The organism is Microbacterium sulfonylureivorans, from assembly GCF_003999995.1.
GTDB classification, from domain to species: Bacteria; Actinomycetota; Actinomycetes; order Actinomycetales; family Microbacteriaceae; genus Microbacterium; species Microbacterium sulfonylureivorans.
Genome location: NZ_RJAD01000001.1, coordinates 1,240,619 through 1,260,343 on the forward strand (window position 1 = coordinate 1,240,619; position 19,725 = coordinate 1,260,343).

Annotated in this window: 17 protein-coding genes; 7 read left to right on the plus strand and 10 right to left on the minus strand. The window is 69.9% G+C overall.

Annotation, left to right across the window (positions count from 1 at the left end; translation table 11 throughout):
* Positions 1 to 6 precede the first annotated feature (6 nt).
* Positions 7 to 2,592, minus strand: a complete 2,586-nt coding sequence (locus EER34_RS05465; protein ID WP_127473512.1) for a winged helix-turn-helix domain-containing protein — start codon at positions 2,590 to 2,592, stop codon at positions 7 to 9.
* A 146-nt stretch (positions 2,593 to 2,738) separates the two neighbouring features.
* On the opposite strand from EER34_RS05465, the gene EER34_RS05470 reads away from it, so the two are divergent.
* From EER34_RS05470 to EER34_RS05485, 4 genes are all read left to right on the plus strand, one after another.
* Positions 2,739 to 2,960 (plus strand): hypothetical protein, encoded by a 222-nt coding sequence (locus EER34_RS05470; protein ID WP_127473513.1) that lies wholly within the window; start codon positions 2,739 to 2,741, stop codon positions 2,958 to 2,960.
* A gap of 98 nt (positions 2,961 to 3,058) precedes the next feature.
* Positions 3,059 to 3,430 (plus strand): SHOCT domain-containing protein, encoded by a 372-nt coding sequence (locus EER34_RS05475; protein WP_127473514.1) that lies wholly within the window; start codon positions 3,059 to 3,061, stop codon positions 3,428 to 3,430.
* Positions 3,431 to 3,454: 24 nt separating this feature from the next.
* Positions 3,455 to 3,874 (plus strand): DUF6325 family protein, encoded by a 420-nt coding sequence (locus EER34_RS05480; protein WP_127473515.1) that lies wholly within the window; start codon positions 3,455 to 3,457, stop codon positions 3,872 to 3,874.
* 23 nt (positions 3,875 to 3,897) lie between these two features.
* Entirely contained in the window at positions 3,898 to 4,236 is a 339-nt protein-coding gene (locus tag EER34_RS05485; protein WP_127474306.1) for an SHOCT domain-containing protein, read from the plus strand.
* A 58-nt stretch (positions 4,237 to 4,294) separates the two neighbouring features.
* Here EER34_RS05485 and EER34_RS05490 read toward each other — a convergent pair whose 3' ends face one another.
* The 4 genes from EER34_RS05490 to EER34_RS05505 form a co-directional block, all read right to left on the minus strand.
* Positions 4,295 to 6,664 carry an arylsulfatase gene (locus EER34_RS05490; protein WP_127473516.1) on the minus strand — a complete coding sequence of 790 codons (2,370 nt, stop codon included), beginning with the start codon at positions 6,662 to 6,664 and terminating at the stop codon, positions 4,295 to 4,297.
* A gap of 90 nt (positions 6,665 to 6,754) precedes the next feature.
* On the minus strand, positions 6,755 to 7,477 hold the full coding sequence (locus EER34_RS05495) for a potassium channel family protein (protein WP_127473517.1): 723 nt from the start codon (positions 7,475 to 7,477) through the stop codon (positions 6,755 to 6,757).
* Positions 7,478 to 7,527: 50 nt separating this feature from the next.
* Entirely contained in the window at positions 7,528 to 8,601 is a 1,074-nt protein-coding gene (locus EER34_RS05500; protein WP_127473518.1) for a DUF998 domain-containing protein, read from the minus strand.
* Positions 8,598 to 9,704 carry an AI-2E family transporter gene (locus EER34_RS05505; RefSeq protein ID WP_127473519.1) on the minus strand — a complete coding sequence of 369 codons (1,107 nt, stop codon included), beginning with the start codon at positions 9,702 to 9,704 and terminating at the stop codon, positions 8,598 to 8,600. The genes EER34_RS05500 and EER34_RS05505 overlap by 4 nt, the downstream gene beginning before the upstream one ends.
* Before the next feature lie 90 nt (positions 9,705 to 9,794).
* Between EER34_RS05505 and EER34_RS05510 the strand changes: the two genes are divergently transcribed.
* The gene (locus EER34_RS05510; protein ID WP_127473520.1) at positions 9,795 to 11,195 is read left to right on the plus strand and encodes a DUF2252 domain-containing protein; all 1,401 of its coding nucleotides are present in this window, start codon (positions 9,795 to 9,797) and stop codon (positions 11,193 to 11,195) included.
* Between the two features lie 274 nt (positions 11,196 to 11,469).
* On the opposite strand, the gene EER34_RS05520 is transcribed toward EER34_RS05510, so the two are convergent.
* From EER34_RS05520 to EER34_RS05540, 5 genes are all read right to left on the minus strand, one after another.
* Positions 11,470 to 11,958, minus strand: coding sequence for a heat shock protein transcriptional repressor HspR (locus tag EER34_RS05520; protein WP_127473521.1), 489 nt, complete (start codon positions 11,956 to 11,958; stop codon positions 11,470 to 11,472).
* A 38-nt stretch (positions 11,959 to 11,996) separates the two neighbouring features.
* Entirely contained in the window at positions 11,997 to 12,995 is a 999-nt protein-coding gene (locus EER34_RS05525; RefSeq protein ID WP_127473522.1) for a DnaJ C-terminal domain-containing protein, read from the minus strand.
* A gap of 15 nt (positions 12,996 to 13,010) precedes the next feature.
* Positions 13,011 to 13,619, minus strand: a complete 609-nt coding sequence (locus EER34_RS05530; protein ID WP_127473523.1) for a nucleotide exchange factor GrpE — start codon at positions 13,617 to 13,619, stop codon at positions 13,011 to 13,013.
* 2 nt (positions 13,620 to 13,621) lie between these two features.
* Positions 13,622 to 15,487 (minus strand): molecular chaperone DnaK, encoded by a 1,866-nt coding sequence (dnaK, locus tag EER34_RS05535; RefSeq protein ID WP_127473524.1) that lies wholly within the window; start codon positions 15,485 to 15,487, stop codon positions 13,622 to 13,624.
* Between the two features lie 242 nt (positions 15,488 to 15,729).
* The gene (locus EER34_RS05540; protein WP_127473525.1) at positions 15,730 to 17,316 is read right to left on the minus strand and encodes an MFS transporter; all 1,587 of its coding nucleotides are present in this window, start codon (positions 17,314 to 17,316) and stop codon (positions 15,730 to 15,732) included.
* Positions 17,317 to 17,485: 169 nt separating this feature from the next.
* Here EER34_RS05540 and EER34_RS05545 point away from each other — a divergent pair, with 169 nt between their 5' ends.
* Both EER34_RS05545 and EER34_RS05550 read left to right on the plus strand, forming a co-directional pair.
* A complete protein-coding gene (locus EER34_RS05545; protein ID WP_127474307.1) occupies positions 17,486 to 18,928 on the plus strand; it encodes an MFS transporter in 1,443 nt (480 codons plus the stop codon).
* A gap of 102 nt (positions 18,929 to 19,030) precedes the next feature.
* Complete coding sequence (locus EER34_RS05550; RefSeq protein WP_127473526.1) at positions 19,031 to 19,588, plus strand: hypothetical protein; 558 nt, start codon at positions 19,031 to 19,033, stop codon at positions 19,586 to 19,588.
* Positions 19,589 to 19,725 lie beyond the last annotated feature (137 nt).

Here is a 19,725-nt window from a genome sequence, read left to right on the forward strand (position 1 = left end):
GCGACGTCACCCCACGCGGGCGATCTCCCGGGCGTCGATCAGCCCGAGCTCCACCGCGCGCTCGATCGCCGCATCCCGACCCGAGACGCCGAGCTTGCGGTAGATGTGCCCGAGGTGGGTCTTGATCGTGTTGGTGGAGACGAAGCAGCGCACCGCGATATCGGCGATCGTGAGCCGGCTCGGGAGGAACGCGAGCAGTTCGAGCTCGCGCGGAGTGAGCTCGTCGATCAGCTTCCCGTCGTTCGGGGCGACCGCCGCGCGGACACGGCCGACGATGTAGCGCACGAACTCGGTGCGCGTCCCGAGAAGGTCTTCGAGCAGGTCGGCCGCCGGCGGTCCGAGCCTCACGAACGGGTCGACGACACCCTCCGGCGCGGCGATCGCCAACGCCGACTCGAGGTGCTCGCGGGCCTGCGACCGGCGGCCCTCGACGGCGCCGGTCCACGAAAGCAGCAGCTCGCGCTCGACCGCGGGCACCACCTCGCGGGGATCGCCGTCGGCTCGCACCTGCGCCAAGCGGAGTCTCGCGGCCCCCGTGCGGCCCTCGACCAGAAGGCCGGCGATCTCCTCGAACGCGACAGGAGACCACGACGACGCGATCGACGGGGCCGGGGCCGGCGCGCCGCGCAGGCGCGACCGGCGCATTCCGAGCGCGACGAGCGCCTGCCGCACCAGCGGCGGCGGCGGACCGGGCGGCTCTTCCGCCTTGACGTGCTCGTCGTCGGGATCGATGAGCACGCTCGCGAGATGGGCGACCCACATCAGCTGCGTCCGCTGGTTGGAGGAGGCGCGCACGAGGCCTTCCGCGAGCGCGAGCGCTCCGGCGTCGGGCTCGCCGCGCTGGATCGCGAGGATCGCGCGGGCGACGTACGCGTCGCCGGGGGCGGGATGTGCGAGGAGCCCGGCCTCGCGCGCCGTCTCGAGCGCTTCGTCCGCCCGTTCGCTCGCGGCGACGAGGCGGCCGGAGAGTGCGTCGACGAGCGCGAGGCTGCCGAGCAGGTGCACCCGGAACGGCGTGTAGGCGAAGCCCTGACCGTCGACCGCCGCGTTGAGCGCCGCCCGTGCCCCCACGAGGTCGCCGAGGAAGAGGTGGGCCCGACCGAGCGACCCCTGCGCCATGTAGCGCAGCAGCGGGCGCGTCGTGAGCCCGAGCAGATCCGGGAGCGCCGCATCGGGCTCCTCCTCGAGCAGGGCGAGCGCGTCGCGCGCCGCGCCCTGGAACGCCTCGGCGTGCGGGTGGAACTGCACGCAGGCCGCCAGGTAGCTCAGCGCGACCTGCCGCTGCCCGATCGACAGCGACCCGCCCGAGAGCAGGGCCTGCATCGCGTCCACGGCGATCATGCCGTGACCGCTCATCCCCTCGGCGATCCCGAGGAGCAGCTCGGCGTCGACGCTGCCGGCACGCACGTCGGGCGGCACCTGGCGCAGCCACCTCACGATCGTCGCCGTTCGGACTTCCTCGAACACGTCGCGGCCGCTGGCGAGCACGCGCGCCAGCACGCGCTCCCAGCAGCGGGCACGGATGAGGTACTCGACGCACGCGCCGGTGTCGCCGTCGGCGAGGTACCAGTCGGCCGCCGACTCGAGCAGGCGCGATTCGGCCTTCGGGTCGGTCGCGCGCAGGCGGTACAGGAGCAGATCGCGGAAGAGCCGGTGGAAGCGATACCAGCCCGGTCGGCCCGGGACGGCCACGATGAACATCGAGTCGCGCTCGAGTCCCGACAGGAACGCCGCACCGTCGACGTGGGCCACTGCCTCCACGAGCCCCGCACACACCTCGTCGAGCACGGCGAGCCGGACGATGGCGTCGCGGCGAGCGGGCTCGAGCGCATCGAGCACCTCCTCGCTCAGGTAGTCGACGACGAGCCGATCGGTATCGGCGAGGGTGTCGATCGTGCGTTCGGGATCGTCGGAGAAGCGCAGCGTCAGCGCCGTCAGCTGCACGCCGACGGCCCATCCCTCGGTCCGCGCCGTGACGGCGGCGACCGCCTTCTCGGTGATCGGCTTGCCCGCGATCCGCTCGATCACGCGCGCGGTCGTCGCATCGTCGAAGGCGAGCTCGCGCTGGCGGATCTCGACCAGCCCGTGCTCGAGCCGGTGGCGGCTCCAGCCCAGCTGAAGGTCGACCCGCGACGAGAACACGGCGTGCGCGTTGGTGGGCAGCAGATCGACCAGCCGCCAGAGGTCGGGAAGGACGGACGTGCCCGAGATGCGATCGAGATCGTCGAACACGAGCACGAGCGGGCCGGCATCGGCGAGCGAGCTCGCGAACTCCTCGAGGAAGGCCTCGCCGAGTCGGCCCTCCGACGTGTCGATCGGCGCGGTCGGCGGGTGGAAGTCCGGGGCCACGGCGATCACACCGTCGACGAGGCGGCGTGCGAACGGCACCGGTGCGTCGTCGGCGGCCGTGATGTCGAACCACGCCACCGCCATGTCGGCGCGCGACTGCGCCCACTGCGACAGCAGCACCGTCTTGCCCGCTCCGGCGGGCGCGACGATCAACGACAGCGGCGAACTCACGCCGGCGTCGAGCTGAAGCCGCAGCGGCGGCCTGTCGACCGCGTGCGGAGGGATCCGACGATGCTCTGTCACGTGCCGAGCCTCCCTGGCGAGGTGGGTCCGAGCTCGGGGGAATCATCCCACAGGGGTGACGTCCGTGCGAGCAGGCGCCGGACACAATGTCACGCGACACCGCCGGGCTCCGCGCCCCGGTCGCGACCACGCCGGGAGGATCCGCCATGATGGGCTCTCAGATCGTGCGGATCGTGGTCCGGGGAAAGCTCGGTCCGGACCTCGTCGCGGCGCTCGACGGGTTCGAGGTGGAACCGGCCCCCGACCGCTGCACGAGCATCCGAGGACCGGTTCCCGACCAGGCTCGGCTCATCGGCCTGCTCGAGATGTTCGACGAGCTCCACATCGAAGTCGTCTCGGTCAATCCGGTCGTCGGGCCGATCGCCTGATTCTCACCCACTGCGGGTGACGTCGCACCCCTTCCGCACTCGTAGCTTTCGAGGTGCGACGGGCGTTCGGTCCGTCCACTGAAGATTGGCAACGACAAATGGACCTGCTCTGGTGGTTCTTCTGGGTCTTCGTGTTCACCGCGTACCTGATGGTGCTGTTCTCGATCCTGGGCGACCTGTTCCGCGACCACAGCCTGAGCGGCTGGTGGAAGGCCGTCTGGATCATCTTCCTGATCTTCGTGCCCTTCCTCACCGCGCTGATCTACCTCATCGCTCGCGGCGGCAGCATGCAGAAGCGCGCGATCGAGCAGGCACAGGAGATGCGTTCGCAGCAGGATGCCTACATCCGGGCCACGGCCGGATCGGCGAGCGCCACGGACGACATCGCCAAGGCGAAGTCGCTCCTCGACTCGGGCGCCATCACCCAGGCAGAATTCGACGCTCTCAAGACGAAGGCCCTCGCGGGCTGACCCGTCGCGCGACAGGATAGGGACATGACGACTTTCGACTACGGGCCCATCGAGTTCTACGCGATCGGCTTCGACGGGGACCGGCCAGGTCCGGGTGTGCTGCAGGCGATCGACGACCTGGTCGCAGCGGGCACCGTGAACGTGCTCGACCTGGTCTACGCCACGCGTTCGCCGGAGGGAGAGCTCACCATCGTCGAGCTCTCCGACACGACCGACGACGCCGGTGTGCCCGCACTCGACCTCGAGGGCCTGGCAGGGCTCGAAGACATCGAGGCGCTCGCCGAGCAGGTGCCCCCGGGAGCATCCGCGGCCATCCTGGTCGTCGAGCTCCTCTGGGCGAAGGCGTTCGCGGCGGCCCTGTACGACGCCGGTGGCGCGGTGATCGCTCGCGAGGGCATCCCGGCACCGATCGTCAACGCGTTCCTCGCCGAGAACGTCGACTGAAGGAGACTGACATGATGCGAAGAATGGGCCGTCCCGGCCTCGTCGGAATGGCGGCACGCACCGCCGTCGTCGCCGGCACGGCGACCGCGGTCTCGGGGAGCGTCGCCCGGCACCAGCAGGGCAAGGCCAACGAGCAGTACGAGCAGCAGCAGTACGAGGCGCAGCAGAACCAGGCTGCGATGGATGCCGCGGCCGCCCAGGCCGTCGCGAACGCCCAGGCCGCACAGGCGCCGGCACCGGCTGCAGCGGCGCCGCCCGCGAACGACATGATGGCGCAGCTCACGCAGCTCGCGACCCTCCACTCGCAGGGCATCCTGTCGGACGAGGAGTTCGCTGCGGCGAAGGCCAAGCTGCTGTCCTGACCGAACCGTCACGCGAGAAGGCCGCACCCGATCGGGTGCGGCCTTCCTGCGTCCGGCCCTACTGCCGCGCCATGGCGATCCGGAACCGCTCGTCGGGATCGATGAAGTGGTCGTGGTCGTCGACGCCGAGGTCGATCTGGACCCACGAGATCTTCCCCGTGAACCGGCTCGTCTGCGGCGTGTAGTCGTCGGTCACCGGCGTCCCCGACTCGTACCCGATGTCGGTCGTCTCATCGGCCGAGAAGACCATGGCCTGCGTCGCCTCGACCCGGCCGGTGCCGACCGGCTCGCCGTCGGAGAAGAGGGTGACCCCGCCCCCCTTCGCGAGCCCCCCGCCGTCGTAGGCGAACTCCATGCGGAGCTGGTGGGTGCCCTCGGCCAACGGCGCCTCCGACACGGTGGCGAACTCATGGATGCCGAGGACGTTGTAGACGAACTTCGCGCGCCCCTCATGCAGGAACAGGCTCCACCCGCCGAATCGGCCGCCCTGGGCGATGACGACGCCGTTCGCGCCGCCGACGGGGACGACGATCTCCGCCGTCACCGAGAACGACTTGTTCTTGATGCTGACCACGCTGTTCTCCGACAGCCGGCCCATGCCGGGGAAGAACAGCTGGGTGGAGCCGTGGATGAGCGTCGGCCTGCCCGCGATGTCGGGATTCACGCGATCCGCGGTGCGGTCGTCGAGCGGCAGCACGTTGTACTTGACCGCCTCGATGAGCCACAGCCGCTGCAGTTCGTGGAGGCGCTCCGGCTGCTCGGCGGCGAGGTTCCTGGCCTGGCTGTAGTCACCGCCGGCACCGTCGTACAGCTCCCACACGTCGTCGTCGAAGGCGATCTTGCCTCCTCCCACCATGTCCCAGGGCGTCCGGTGCTTGGTGACCGCGCTCCAGCCCTTGTGGTAGATCCCGCGATTGCCGAACATCTCGAAGTACTGCAGATCGTGGCGTTCCGGAGCATCCGCCCGTCCGAACGCGTAGAGCATGCTGACGCCTTCCATCGGCGACTGCTGCACGCCGTTGACCGTCGTCGGCTCGGGGAGCCCGGCCGCCTCGAGGATCGTCGGGGCGATGTCGATGACGTGCGTGAACTGCGAGCGCAGCCCGCCCTTCTCCTCGATGCCGTTCGGCCAGTGCACGACGGTGCCGTTGCGCGTCCCACCCCAGTGGGACGCCACCTGCTTGGTCCACTGGAACGGGGTGTCCATCGCCCATGCCCAGCCGACGGCGTAGTGGTTGTACGAGGTCGGCGTGCCGAACTCCGCCATCTTGGAGCGCATGAACTCCGGCGTCTCGAGCGCCGCCATGCCGTTGAAGTTCGCCATCTCGTTGAACGCGCCGTTGACGGTGCCCTCGGCCGAGGCGCCGTTGTCGCCGATGATGTAGTAGACCAGCGTGTCGTCGAGGACGCCGAGGTCTTCGACGGCGTCGAGCACCCTGCCGACGTGGTGGTCGGTGTGCTCGAGGAAGCCGGCGTAGACCTCCATCTCGCGCTCGAGCACCGGCTTGAGCTCATCCGGCATGTCGTCCCACGCGGGGATCTCGTCGTGGCGAGGAGTCAGCTCGGCGTCGGCGGGGATGACCCCCAGCTCCTTCTGCCGGGCGAAGGTCTTCTCGCGCTGAGCATCCCAGCCGTCGGCGAACTCCCCGGCATACCTGTCGGCCCACTCGACGGGCACGTGATGCGGCGCGTGGGTCGCCCCGGGCGCGAAGTAGACGAAGAAGGGGCGATCCGGCGCGAGCGCCTTCTGCGTGCGGATCCATCCGATCGCCCGATCCGCGAGGTCCTCGGTGAGGTGGTAGCCCTCCTCGGGCGTCGCCGGCGGCTCCACCGCTGTGGTGCCGTCGTAGAGCGCGGGCTCCCACTGGTTGTTCTCGCCGCCGATGAATCCGTAGAACGTCTCGAAGCCCCCTCCGCCCGATGGCCACGCGTCGAACGGCCCGATCGGCGAGGACTGCCACACCGGCACCTCGTGGCACTTGCCGAACTGCGCGGTCGAGTAGCCGTTGAGCTTCAAGGTCATCGCGAGCGGAGCCTTGGTGTTGGGCCGTAGGGAGCTGTTGCCGGGCGCCGACGTGGCCGTCTCGGTGATGCTGCCCATTCCCACGGAGTGGTGGTTGCGACCGGTCAGCAGAGCCTGCCGGGTCGGTGCGCACAGCGCGGTCGTGTGGAACCGGTTGTACCGGAGTCCGCCCGCGGCGAGCTTCTCGGCCGCGGGGGTTCGGCACGGGCCGCCGAACACGCTCGACGCACCGAACCCGACGTCGTCGAGCAGGATCACGAGCACGTTCGGCGCGCCCTTCGGCGGCAGCAGCGGCGTGATCGGCGGGTACGAGGTGTCGGGGTCCTTCGCGTCGTACGTCGTCAGGGACGGCGTCGGGCGATCCGGGATGGGGAGCATCGTGCGGGCGTGGCGGTCGGCGGTCATGAGACGTCCTCCTCTTGCTCTGGCCCCCGCAACGTACGACCGCCGGGCGGAGCGCACGTCACCCCCGCAGGGTGAGGAGGAGCGGATGCCTCACTCCCGGCGTTCGTCTCCTTCGCCGGAATCCGGCGCGGCGAGCGCCTCGACCTTCGCCATCAGCTGACGCATCTGTCCGCGGGTCGCCGGCTCGGCATCGTCGTGGTTGCGCGCCACGCGCTCCAACACCCACGACGCCAGGGTCGCCGTGATGATGCCCGACAGGGCGATCCCGCCGAACATCAGGCCGACGCTGACGAGGCGCCCCTCGGCGGTCACCGGGTAGTAGTCGCCGTAGCCCGTCGTGGTGATCGTGACGCACGACCACCACACGGCTTCGAAGAAGGTGTGGATGTTCGAGTCGGGCGAGCGGCGCTCCGCCTCGAGCACGGCCAAGGAGGCGATGTAGATGAAGAGGATGCCGGCCCCGGCGCCGTAGACCATGATCTGGGTGCGAAGCCGGGTGCCCGCCGAGGGGCGCAAGCCCGGCACGCGGGTCAGAGCCTGCAGCAGCAGCACCAGCCGGAAGACGGGGATGAGCGCGATCGCGAGGGTGCCGAGGTGGGTGCGGAACCATTTCGACCGGTTCTTCGCGAGCGAGAGCCGCACCAGGTAGTCGACGATGAACAGCGCCCAGGTCGCCAGGATGATGATCGTCATCACGAGGTGGGCAGGCCCTGTGAGGTCGCCGATCACGCGCCACGAGTAGGCGACCAGGTACAGCAGCGACGCCAGCATGAGCGGCACCTGCGTGCGGCGATGCCAGGTCTTCTCGTCCACAGGCGAATCATGCCCCACGCCGGCGGCGCAGCCGCGAGGGCGCGCGGATCTCAGGCCGGGCGCGCGTCCTGTTCGAGGGCGGCCGCGTTCCGGATGAACAGCACGATCCAGGTGAAGACGAGGATGCCCGCCACGAGCTCGACTGCCGTCAGCGTGTAGTACCCGATCGCGAAGAGCAGCGCGAGGACGAGCGTGACGGCGAGGAACAGCCAGCCGATCAGCACGAAGGCGCGAGGCATCCCGGTGATCCACCGCGGCAGGCCGATCACGAGCACGCCGTATGCGACGACCATCCCCGAGGCGACGCCGGTGTGGATGCCGAAGAAGAGGTTCACGGGGAACACGCCGACCAGGGCGAGGAAGACACCCACCACGATCAGCGCGACACGGACCCGCCCGACGCCGACGGGGTTCGCGGTGGGGATTCCACGGGTCGCGTAGCGCGCGAGCGTGGTGACCAGGAAGCCCGCGACGATCAGGGTGAGGTTGAACGCGAGAGCCGAGACGTTCGTCGTCATGCCGAGCGCGCTCAGGTTGTCCTTCCACCAGGTCGGGTCGCTCGCGGTGAGCATGCTCGCGAGCACGCCGAACACGAGGAAGACGGCGAGCACGACCGCGAGCAGCTGGAGGTCCATGTGCGAGGTGGAGTAGAACGCAATGTACGCCGTCATCGCCGCCGCGGCGCCGGAGAGGACGAGCGTCGGCAGGGCGAACACCTCCGCGCCGATGAACGCCTGCTCCAGGATGACGGCGAGCAGGGTCCAGCCGAGCAGCGCGATGATGGCGTGGGCGATCGCGAGCGCGAAGATGTCGAGGTGATCCAGGACGTGGAGGCGCCCGTGCGGCCCCCGCTCGTGGAGGAGATAGCGGCCGACGACGACGGCGAGCAGGGCCACCACGGCCGAGGAGATCGCCGCGAACTGACCCACGGACCCGGGGCCCGCGATCGGCGCCGCCTGGAACCCGAACGCCACCAGCGCGACGAGCGCGACGACCACGAAGGCGAGCGCCGCGATGCCGATCGCGAGCGACTCGAGCGACCGCTCGCTGGAGGTGTCGACGAGGCGGGATGCCGCGCGCCCGCGCCTCGTCTCGGGCTCGATGGTCGGTGGGGTCTGGGTCATGGCCGCCTCCGGGGCTGTGTCGATGCGGGATCGGGGTCTCCGGGCGGCACCGCGGTGCGGTCGCCGGAGAGCCAGCGGAGCCAGTGCCCGCCCGGATCTCCTTCGAGCACGAGGGTCCGCACGAACAGCGTCAGCGGGATCGAGAGGATGGCGCCGAGCGGGCCGATGACGAACGTCCAGAAGATCACCGAGAAGAAGCTCAGCGTGAGGCTCAGGTCGACCGCGTCGCTGACGAACTTCGGCTGGACGAGCACCTGCAGCACGACGTTGACGACGCAGTAGATCGCGATCACGGCGAGGAGCATCGGCCACCCGCCGACGACGAACGCCAGCACCGCGGGCGGGATCAGGCCGAGGACGAATCCGATGTTGGGCACGAAATTCGTCACGAACGCGAGGATCGCCCACACCAGCGGGGCGGGGACGCCGAGCCACCACAGCGCCAGTCCGTCGATGACGGCGACGACGGCGCCGAAGCTGGCGTTGACGACGTAGTAGCGGCGGATGCCCGAGTTGAGGTGGCGGATGCGTCCGAGCACCGGCGCCTTGGCGGGGCCGAACACCCGGCCCGCCTCGCGGTAGCGGGCCGCGTCGGCGGCCATGAAGATGATGTACGCGAACACGAAGAACAGAGCGGTGGCGATGCCCAGGATCGTGCTGCCGAGGCTCGACACCAGGCTGACGAGGGTTCCGGGATCGAGGACGGAGGCCGCGGCATCCGCTGCCTGATCGTCGAGCCCGGCCGCCCGCAGCCAGGCGAGGAGGCTCTGCACGTTCGCCTGCAGCTCGTCGGAGAAGTCGGCGACGAGGCGGGCGAACTGCGTGCCCGCGAGCCACAGCAGCGCTCCCATGAGCACGAGCACGAGGTACGCGACGACGATGACCGAGGTCGTGCCCGTCCAGCGCGGCCACCCTCTTCGCTCGAGCGGGCGGCGCACCGGCTCGCAGATGACGACGAGCACGACGGCGAGGGCGAGAGGCCCCACCAGGTCGCGCGCGAAGTACACGCCGGCGAGCACCACCGCCGCCGCCGCGAGGCCCAGGAGGGTGCGCAGGCTCGGCGAGAGCACCGGTGCGGGCGGAGGGGTCACGGCGCGGGTCACGCCGCCAGGGTATCGACGGCCGGCGGCGTCGATGGGATTTCACCCGTGAACTCACCCCCGCGCGCCGCCGGGCGGTGCCACACTGGGGCCATGTCAACGACGGACGTGAGGCCGCTGGCGGAGACCTGGTCTGCTCCGCCCACCCTGCAGGAGCACCTGGAGGAAGGACGAGCGGCGCGCGACGCCGTCCCGCGCGAGGAGCTCGCCATCCTTCCCGGCGGCGAGCGCGATCCGATGGCGATCCTCGATCGCCAGGACTCGACGCGTGTGCCCGAGCTCGTGCCCATTCGCACGCAGCGCATGGCCGAGAGCGCGTTCGCGTTCTACCGGGGAACGGCGGCCCTCATGGCGGCCGACCTCGCACGGTCGCCCAGCAGCGGCCTCGACGTCGGGTCATGCGGCGACGCGCACGTCTCGAACTTCGGGCTCTTCGCCTCGCCGCAGCGAACGCTCGTGTTCGACCTGAACGACTTCGACGAGTCGGCGTGGGCGCCGTGGGAGTGGGACGTCAAGCGTCTCGTGACGAGCATCGTCATCGCAGGACAGTCGACCTCCCGCGACGACAAGGTGGTGCGGGATGCCGCGCTCGGCGCCGTGCGCACCTACGCGCGGGCCCTCGGCAACGGCGCGAAGCGCAGCCCGCTCAAGCGGTACTACGACCACTTCGATGCCGCCGCCGGGTCAGACTCCCTCGACCCCGAGTCCGCGGAGGCGCTCCATAAGGCGGTGAAGGACGCCGAGAAGCGCACAGCCGCCCGTGCCGTGAAGAAGCTCACCACCCGCGACGAGTCCGGCCGGCTCACGTTCATCGAGCTTCCCCCGACGATGACGCACGTCGACCCGCGCATCGAGCTGCGCATCAACGAGTACGTGGAGGTCTACCAGCAGTCCGCGAACATCGACATCCGCGTGCTGCTGCAGAAGTACCACGTGACCGACATCGCCCGGCGCGTGGTCGGCGTGGGCAGCGTCGGCACTCGCTGCTACCTGATCTCGCTCGCCGACGGCGACGACAACGCGCTGATCCTCCAGGCCAAGGAGGCCGGGCAGAGCGTGCTCATCGAGTACGGCGGTGTCGAGCAGCCCGACGGCGTCGGGCGGTTCATCGAGGCCAACGGCGAGGGCGGCCGGGTGGTCGCCATGCAGCGGATCCTGCAGGCGGTGTCGGATCCCTTCCTCGGGCACCTCACCGGCTCGCCCCCGGACGGCGCCCCGGAGCGCTCGTTCTACGTGCGTCAGTTCCACGACAAGAAGGGCGGCTTCGACGTCGACACCCTCGAGGACGCCGCCTTCGGGTGGTACGCGGACGCCTGCGCCACCACGCTCGCCCGCGCCCACGGCCAGTCCCCCAACGCCGCCGTGGTCGCCGGATACATCGGCGGCGGGCGCGTCGCCGGAGAGGCGATCCTGGAGTGGTCGTACGCCTACGCCGATCTGTCCCGCGCGGACTGGCAGCTGTTCCGGAAGCACCGGAGCGTCGACGCCGCCTGACGCGCGGCGTGCGCACCGGGCGCAGCAGTCAGGACGGGTTCACGGCGAGCCACTCCGTCGCGACCCGCTTGGGCGCCCGCAGCAGCCACGCGTCGATGACGACCTCGCACAGGTGGTCGGGGTCGTGCGCCACATCGCGCCACCGCGATGGCCGTCGACGCCCTCGTGCGTCTCGGGCAGCGCCCGCACGATCGCCCGCACGTCGTCGAAGGTCGGCAGGCCTGAGTCGTGGCCCGTGCGTCCGACGCGCCGGAGGGCGAGCGGATGCCGCGGCTCAGCCCTGCGGCGGAGCGTCGCCGGGTGCGGCACCCGCATCCGCCTCGCCCCGCTCGAGCTGCTGACGCGGCCGCCACACGACGAGCTCGGTGGCGCGACGCACGCGGGTGCCGTGGCGGAGCGTGACCACCGACCCGGTGCTTCCCGCCGCGAAGACGCGCGCTCCGGGGCGACGCTCGAGCTCGGTGCGCACGCGCTCCTCGAGGTCGCGCACGCGCACGTGGAGCTCGCGGACGCGGTCTTCGAGCTCGAGGATGCGCGCGATCGCGGGAAGCCCGATGCCGTCGGACGACATGCGCGCGACCTCTCGGAGCTGCGCCACGTGGCGCAGCGAGTAGCGGCGGGAGCCGCCCGGCGTGCGAGCGGGCACCACCAGCCCGAGCCGGTCGTACTGGCGGAGGGTCTGCGGGTGCATGCCCGACAGCTCGGCGGCTACGGCGATCGCGAAGATCGGAGCGTCGTCGTCGATGTCGTGCTGCTCGCCCATGTCACCCGCCTCCCTGTCGCTTCAGTCTCCCATTGCGGTCAGCCGCGTGCCTTCGCCATGAGGTCGGCACGCGGATTCTCCTTCGGTTCGAGCTCGTGGTATCGCTCGAGCGCCTCGCGCGCGGCATCGTCGAGGTGCGACGGCACCGCGACCTGGACCTCGGCGAGGAGGTCTCCGGTGCCCTTCGCGGTCTGCACGCCACGACCCTTCACCCGCAGCACGCGACCCGACGGCGTTCCCGGCGCCACCCGCAGCTTGACGGGGTCTCCCCCGAGCGTGGGCACCTCGATCGTCGCACCGAGCGCCGCCTCGGTGAACGTCACCGGGATCGTCACGCGCAGGTTGAGGCCGTCGCGGGCGAACACCGGATGCGGCCGCACGGCGACCTGCACGACCACGTCGCCGGTCTCGCCGCCGTCCGGAGACGGATGCCCGCGGCCCCGGAGGCGGATCTTCTGCCCGTCGGACACGCCGGCAGGGATCTTCACCTTGAACGGGCGACCGTCCTCGCCCTGGAGCGTGATCGTCTCGCCTTTCGTGGCCGTGATGAAGTCGATCGTCGTGCGCGCCGTGACATCCGCACCGCGGGTCGGACCGCCGTAGCCGCGATAGCCGCCGGTGGACTGACCGAAGCGGCCCGTGCCGAAGCCGGCGCCGCCCTGCTGCTGGTTGAACATCGAGAAGATGTCGTCGAAGTCCTCGCTCTGGTAGCTGCTGCCACCGCGGCCCTGGTTGAACATGCTGAAGACGTCTTCGAAGCCGCCCGCACCGCCCTGGCCGCCCGCGGTGAAGCGCGCACCGGAGCCCATGGCCCGGATCTGGTCGTACTCCTTGCGCTGCTCCGCGTCGGAGAGCACCGAGTACGCCTCGCTGACCTCCTTGAACTTCGCCTCTGCCGCGGCATCGCCCTGGTTGGAGTCGGGGTGGTACTTCCGCGCGAGCTTGCGGTACGTCTTCTTGAGATCAGCGTCGCTGACGTCCTTCGAGACGCCGAGGATCGTGTAGAAGTCCTTGTCGAACCAGTCCTGACTGGCCATCGATGCTCCTCCGGCCTACTCGGCGGGCACCGCGACGACGACCTTCGCCGGGCGGAGCTCGACCGAGCCGAGGCGGTAGCCGACCTCGACGACCTCGAGGATCGTCGCCGCCTCCACGCCGGGGGTCGGGGCCTGGAAGATGGCCTCGTGGTGCTGCGGGTCGAACAGCTCTCCCGCCTCGCCGTACGTCGACAGGCCCATCCGCTCGGCGACGCCGCGCAGCTTCACGGCGATCGCGGCGAACGGCGTGCCCTCCTCGAGGTCGCCGTGCTTGTCGGCGCGGTCGAGGTCGTCGAGCACCGGCAGCAGACCCTTGGCGACCGCGCCCTGGGCGCGCTCCACCTCGACCTCGCGCTGCTCCTCGGTGCGGCGCCGGTAGTTCGCGTACTCGGCCTGCAGGCGCTTGAGGTCGTTAAGCAGCTGCGACTCGAGGTCGGCGATCACGGCGTCCTCGGCCGCGGCATCCGCGTTCTGCGCCGCGCCGAGGATGTCGTCCACCGTGAGCTCTTCACCGTCGGAATCCGGTCCGTCCTGCGGGACGGGGCCGGAGGCGCGAGCCTCCGACCCCTCCTCGTCAGGGCGGACCTCGTCGCCGTTCGGCTCTTCGAAGTCCTTGTCGGCCATGGTTACTTCTTCTCGTCCTCGTCGTCGATGACCTCGGCGTCGACGACATCCTCATCGGAGTCGGCCGAGCCGGCGCCCTCGGCGGGCTGATCGGCGGTCGGAGCGTCCTGCGGGGCTGCCTGGCTGGAGGCGTAGATCGCCTCGCCGAGCTTGCCCTGGCTCTGGTTGAGCTTGTCGAACGCAGCCTTCACCGCGTCGTCGTCGTCACCGGCGAGCGCCGTCTTGAGCGCGTCGACATCTGCCTGGACGTCGTTCTTGACGTCTTCGGGGAGCTTGTCGTCGTTCTCCTTGATGAGCTTGTCGATCGAGTACGACAGCGTCTCGGCCTGGTTGCGGACCTCGGCGGACTCGCGGCGCTTCTTGTCTTCCGCGGCGTGCTCCTCGGCCTCGCGCACCATGCGCTCGATGTCCTCCTTGGGCAGCGACGAGCCGCCGGTGATGGTCATCGACTGCTCCTTGCCGGTGCCCTTGTCCTTGGCGGACACGTGGACGATGCCGTTGGCGTCGAGGTCGAACGTGACCTCGACCTGCGGGATGCCTCGGGGCGCCGGCGCGATGCCGGTGAGCTCGAACGTGCCCAGCGGCTTGTTGTCGCGGGTGAACTCGCGCTCGCCCTGGAAGACCTGGATCGCGACCGACGGCTGGTTGTCGTCGGCCGTGGTGAAGGTCTCGCTGCGCTTGGTCGGGATGGCGGTGTTGCGCTCGATGAGCTTCGTCATGATGCCGCCCTTGGTCTCGATGCCGAGGCTCAGAGGGGTGACGTCGATGAGGAGGACGTCCTTGCGCTCGCCCTTGAGGACGCCGGCCTGCAAGGCGGCGCCGACGGCGACGACCTCGTCCGGGTTCACGCCCTTGTTGGGCTCCTTGCCGGCCTCGCGCTGCACGAGCTCGCTCACGGCGGGCATGCGGGTCGAACCGCCGACGAGCACGACGTGGTCGATGTCGGCGACCTTGATGCCGGCCTCTCGGATGACGTCCTCGAACGGCTTCTTCGTGCGGTCGAGGAGGTCCTTGGTGAGGTCCTCGAACTTCGCGCGGGTGATCGTCTCGGACAGCGAGACGGGCCCCGAGTCGGTCAGCGAGAGGTAGGGGAGGTTGACGCTCGTCGAGGTCGACGAGGACAGCTCCTTCTTCGCCTGCTCGGCAGCCTCCTTGAGCCGCTGCAGGGCGATCTTGTCGCCCGAGACGTCGACGCCGGTGGTGTCCTTGAACTGCTTGATGAAGTAGTCGACGAGACGCTGGTCCCAGTCGTCGCCGCCAAGACGGTTGTCACCGGCGGTCGAGCGGACCTGGATCGTCGAGAAGTCGTCGTCCTTGCCCACCTCGAGCAGCGAGACGTCGAAGGTTCCGCCACCGAGGTCGAAGACGAGGATGAGCTCGTCCTCCTTGCCGCGGTCGAGACCGTAGGCGAGGGCGGCCGCGGTGGGCTCGTTGATGATGCGCAGCACGTTCAGGCCCGCGATCTCGCCGGCCTCCTTCGTGGCCTGACGCTCGGCGTCGTTGAAGTACGCGGGGACGGTGATGACGGCATCCGTCACCGTGTCGCCCAGGTACTGCTCGGCGTCGCGCTTCAGCTTCTGGAGGATGCGCGCGGAGACCTCCTGCGGCGTCCACTTCTTGCCGTCGACGTCGAAGCCCCAGTCGGTGCCCATGTGGCGCTTGACCGACGAGACGGTGCGGTCGACGTTGGTGACGGCCTGGCGCTTGGCGGTCTCGCCGACGAGCACCTCGCCGTCCTTGGTGAACGCGACGACCGACGGGGTCGTGCGGAAGCCTTCGGCGTTGGCGATGACCTTGGGCTCGCCGCCCTCGAGGACGCTGACGACCGAGTTGGTCGTACCGAGGTCGATTCCGACAGCACGTGCCATGTGTATCTCTCCTTCTGATGGGCGGGGCGGATGCCTCGGCCCGTGGTTGATGGGAAGTATGCTCGCGGCATCCCCTCGAGGAGACGAGGTTGAGCCGTGATGACTCAAGGCTACTCGGCGACCCTGAGCGTGTCAAATGAACTTGATATGACTCGACTCAAGTTTGGTCCGACGGGGTGCGCGAGCGTCTGGAGGAGCACCACCAGCAGGCCGAGCGCCGACCGGCGAAGGCTGACCGCGCCTCAGCCCAGCAGGCTCCCCTCGGCGGAGGACGATGCCTTCGGGTCGGGCAGCCGCCTCATTCGGAACGCGTTCAGCACGCCGAGCAGCGCGGCGAAGATGGGGATGAGCAGCGCCACCTGGAGGGCGATATGACGCGCCTCGGTGTTGATGCGGACGACCTCGGCGGCGGCCGCGGGCGGCTCGTCGGCGAGGAGCTCCTCGAGTCCCGTGTTCGACATCAGCTGCGCATCGTCCTCGAGCACCGTGGCGACCTGCTCCTGCTGATCCGCCGACAGCACCGTGCTCGAGTACGCGAGCGAGGTGAACGCCGTCGCGAGCGTCGCGAGCATGATGGCACCGGCGAAGGCGAGGCCGAACGAGAGGCCGAACGACCCCGCCGCAGAGTTGACGCCCGCGGCCTCGCTGACCCGCTCGTCGGAGATCGGCGAGAGTGTGTAGTTGTTGAGCTGGGAGACGAGCAGGCCGAGGCCGGAGCCGGCGATGATGAGCGGGACGGCGAGGTACCAGCCCGAATCGGCGATCGGCACGAGAGGCACGATCGCGACCAGGCCGAGGAGTGCGAGCGAGAATCCGACCAGGATGAGGTTCGCGGGCCGCCCCTTGGCTCGGCGGCCGGCCCAGATCGCCACGGCGAACATGCTGAGCGACAGCGGCGCGATCGACAGACCCGCCTGCAGCGCGTTGTACTCGAGCACCATCTGCAGGTAGAGCGGAAGCACGATCATCGTGCCGCCCAGGGCGATCTGCTGCAGCAGCTGCCCGCTCACGCCGGTGCGGAACGGCTTCGACGAGAAGAGCGCCGGGTCGAGCAGGACCGGCTTCCCCCTCTTCTTGCGCGAGTTGAGCCACCACGCGAGTCCGCCGAGCGCGACCGCGCCGAGGCCGATGATCAGGCCGACGTACCCGCCGCCCTCCTGCCAAACGAGGATGCCGAGCACGACGCCGCCCATGCCGACCACCGACAGCCCTGCACCCACGAGGTCGATCGACCGCTCGCCGGTGTACTTGACGTCCTTCACGAGACCGAGGCCGAGGAGCACCACGAGGATGATGACCGCCTCGAGGGCGAACGCGACCCGGTACGACCAGAAGGTCGTGATGAAGCCACCGAGCAGCGGGCCCACTGCGGCCGCGATGGCCGCGGACGCGCCGACGAGCGCGTAGACGCGCTTCTGGTGCGCGCCGACGAAGTTGCCGTGGATGAGCGACTGCATCGCCGGCAGGAGGAGGGAGGCGCCGATGCCGCCGATCACCGCCCAGAAGATGATGACGGCGGTCAGGCTCTGCGCGAACGTCATCGCCACCGCGCCCACGGCATAGCCGAGCAGGCCGAGCGTGTATGCCAGCTTGCGGCCGATGAGGTCGCCCGTCTTGCCGCCGAGGAGGATGAACGCGGCCGACACGAGCGCCTCGAGGGCGATCGCCCCCTGCACGCCGCTCGCGGTCGTGCCGAGCTCCGTCACCACGGCGGAGATCGAGACGTTCATGATCGACGTGTCCACGACGAGCACGAACATCGCCATCGCGAGCAGGATCGCGAGACGCCCGTTGAACGCGGGCGTCGGCGCGGGGTCTGCTGCTGTCATGCCCGAAGCAAAGCACACGAGAGGTGCGGCATCCAGAGCGCGCAGCACGGATCACCCGGGTGAGACGCCTGCATGCTGTCGCGACGAGTACTCTGGCGGGGCGTCGCGATGAGGCGACGCGCGTCCAGGCGCCATCCGCCGTTCACCGAAGGGTCCTAGCGTGACCGACATGAGTGCGCCCGAACCTCCCGCGACCGGTCCCGAGAGCCGGGACCCGCGGTTCTCGACGGCCGCCGTCGTCGCGCAGCCCGACGATCGCGTCGTCCCCCGCAAGCGCGTCTTCTCGTGGGCGCTGTGGGACTGGGCCACCCAGCCGTTCAACACGGTGCTCCTCACATTCGTGTGGGTGCCCAGCTTCCTCGTGTCGCCGTTCTTCCTCGATCCGGCCGTCGCCGAGCTCGGCGTCGTCGACGGAGCGACCATCGACTGCGACACCCCCGCCAACACCGTCACGGAGTACTGCCGAGCGCTGGGAGTGCTCGACGCCAACCTCGGCTGGGGAATCATGGCCGCGGGGATCCTGATCGCACTCCTCGCGCCCGTCCTCGGTCAGCGGGCGGACGCCACCGGACGCAAGAAGTTCATGCTCGGCATCTTCACCGGGCTGCTGATCGCCTGCCAGCTCGCCATGGCTTTCGTCACCGGCATCCCCTCCTTCTTCTGGTTCGGTGTCGCGATGATCGCCTTCGGCAGCATCGTCGGCGAGATAGCGGGCGCCAACTACAACGCGCTGCTCGTATCGGTGTCGACCCCGCGCACCGTCGGCAGGGTGTCGGGGCTCGGCTGGGGGTTCGGCTACCTGGGCGGGATCATCGCCCTCGCGATCGTCGTCGGGCTCATCCTCGGCGGCGTGCTCGACGGCACGCAGGCGCTGACGTTCCAGCTCATCGCGGCGGGCGCGACCGTCTGGACGCTGGTGTTCGCCATACCGATCTTCCTGAACGTGCCGGAGCCGCCGCCCGCCTCGGGGGCGAAGCGCGTGAACTTCTTCCGCGGCTACATCGAGCTCTTCCGCTCCATCGCGCGCCTCTGGCGCGAGCACCGACCCACGTTCTGGTTCCTGCTGGCGTCGGCGGTGTACCGCGACGGCCTCGCCGCCGTCTTCACCTTCGGCTCGGTGATCGCGGCCCGCGTCTTCGGGTTCGGGTTCACGGATCTCGTCATCTTCGGCATCGCGCTGAACCTCGTGGCCGGGGTCTCGACGATCTTCGCCGGACGGCTCGACGACCGCTTCGGGCCGAAGCCGGTCATCCTCGTCGCCCTCGGGGGGATCATCGCGTGCTGTCTGACGGTGTTCCTCGGCGCGGCGACGGGCCAGGCGCTGTTCTGGGTCGTCGGCATCGTCCTGGCGCTGTTCGTCGGGCCCGCCCAGGCCGCGTCGCGATCCTTCCTCGCCCGCGTCATCCCCGCCGGGCAGGAGGGCGAGATCTTCGGCCTCTACGCGACGACCGGACGCGCGGCGAGCTGGCTCGCGCCGCTGCTGTGGGGCACGTTCATCGCGGCAGCCGCGCATCAGACGCTGTACGGCATCCTCGCCATCGCGCTGGTCCTCGCGATCGGATTCGTCCTCCTCGCCCTCGTCAAGGCTCCGCCGCGGGCGGCGAACCCGTAGACCGGACCCGCGGTTCGGCACGACCCCGGAGTTCGGCTAGCCTCACTCGTGGGGGGTACATCGCACGCGCCCGTACCCGAACGGAAAGCCCCCGGACCCCCCGTGACGACCCCCCTCATCGAGCGACATCGGCGTTCCCGACACCGCCGAGCGCTCGGCTACTGGTGCGTGCTCATCGCGATGTACGCGTCGCTCGCCCTCGGCAGCACCCTGCGGCCGCCGGCCGGGATCCATTACAGCGCGCTGTTCGTCCATCTGGCCTCGGTCATCGTCGGGCTGGGCGCGGCGGTGCTGCTCGAGTTCTACGGACTGCAGTGGGCGCGCGGCCGCGCGACGCTCGACGACCTGCGTCGCATCGAGCGATCGGTCACGGGTCTCGCCTGGCTCGCAATCGCCGGTCTTCTCGCGAGCGGCGCGCTCCTCGAGCCGGACCTCGCCGATCCGCTCACCGACATCAAGATGCTGGCCGTCCTGATCGTGGCGATGAACGGCGTCGCGATGACACGCCTCACCGGTGAGCTCGCACGGCTCCCCGGCTCGGTCGCCTTCGCGCGACTTCCGCAGCGGTTCCGGTTCTGGTGCGTGTGGAGCGCGTCGGTCTCGCAGGCAGGCTGGTGGACGGCGGTCGTCATCGGGATGCTGAACACCTCGTCGGCATGAAGATCCAGGGTCGCGCGCGTCACCCCCACGGGCTAGGCTCCAGGAATGCCGGTCTCCCGAGCCGGTTCAGGTCCCCCCACCTGAGGTTTCCCGACATGCCCGAGTCATCTCGCGACGTCCTGCGCGGCGCGCGTCCT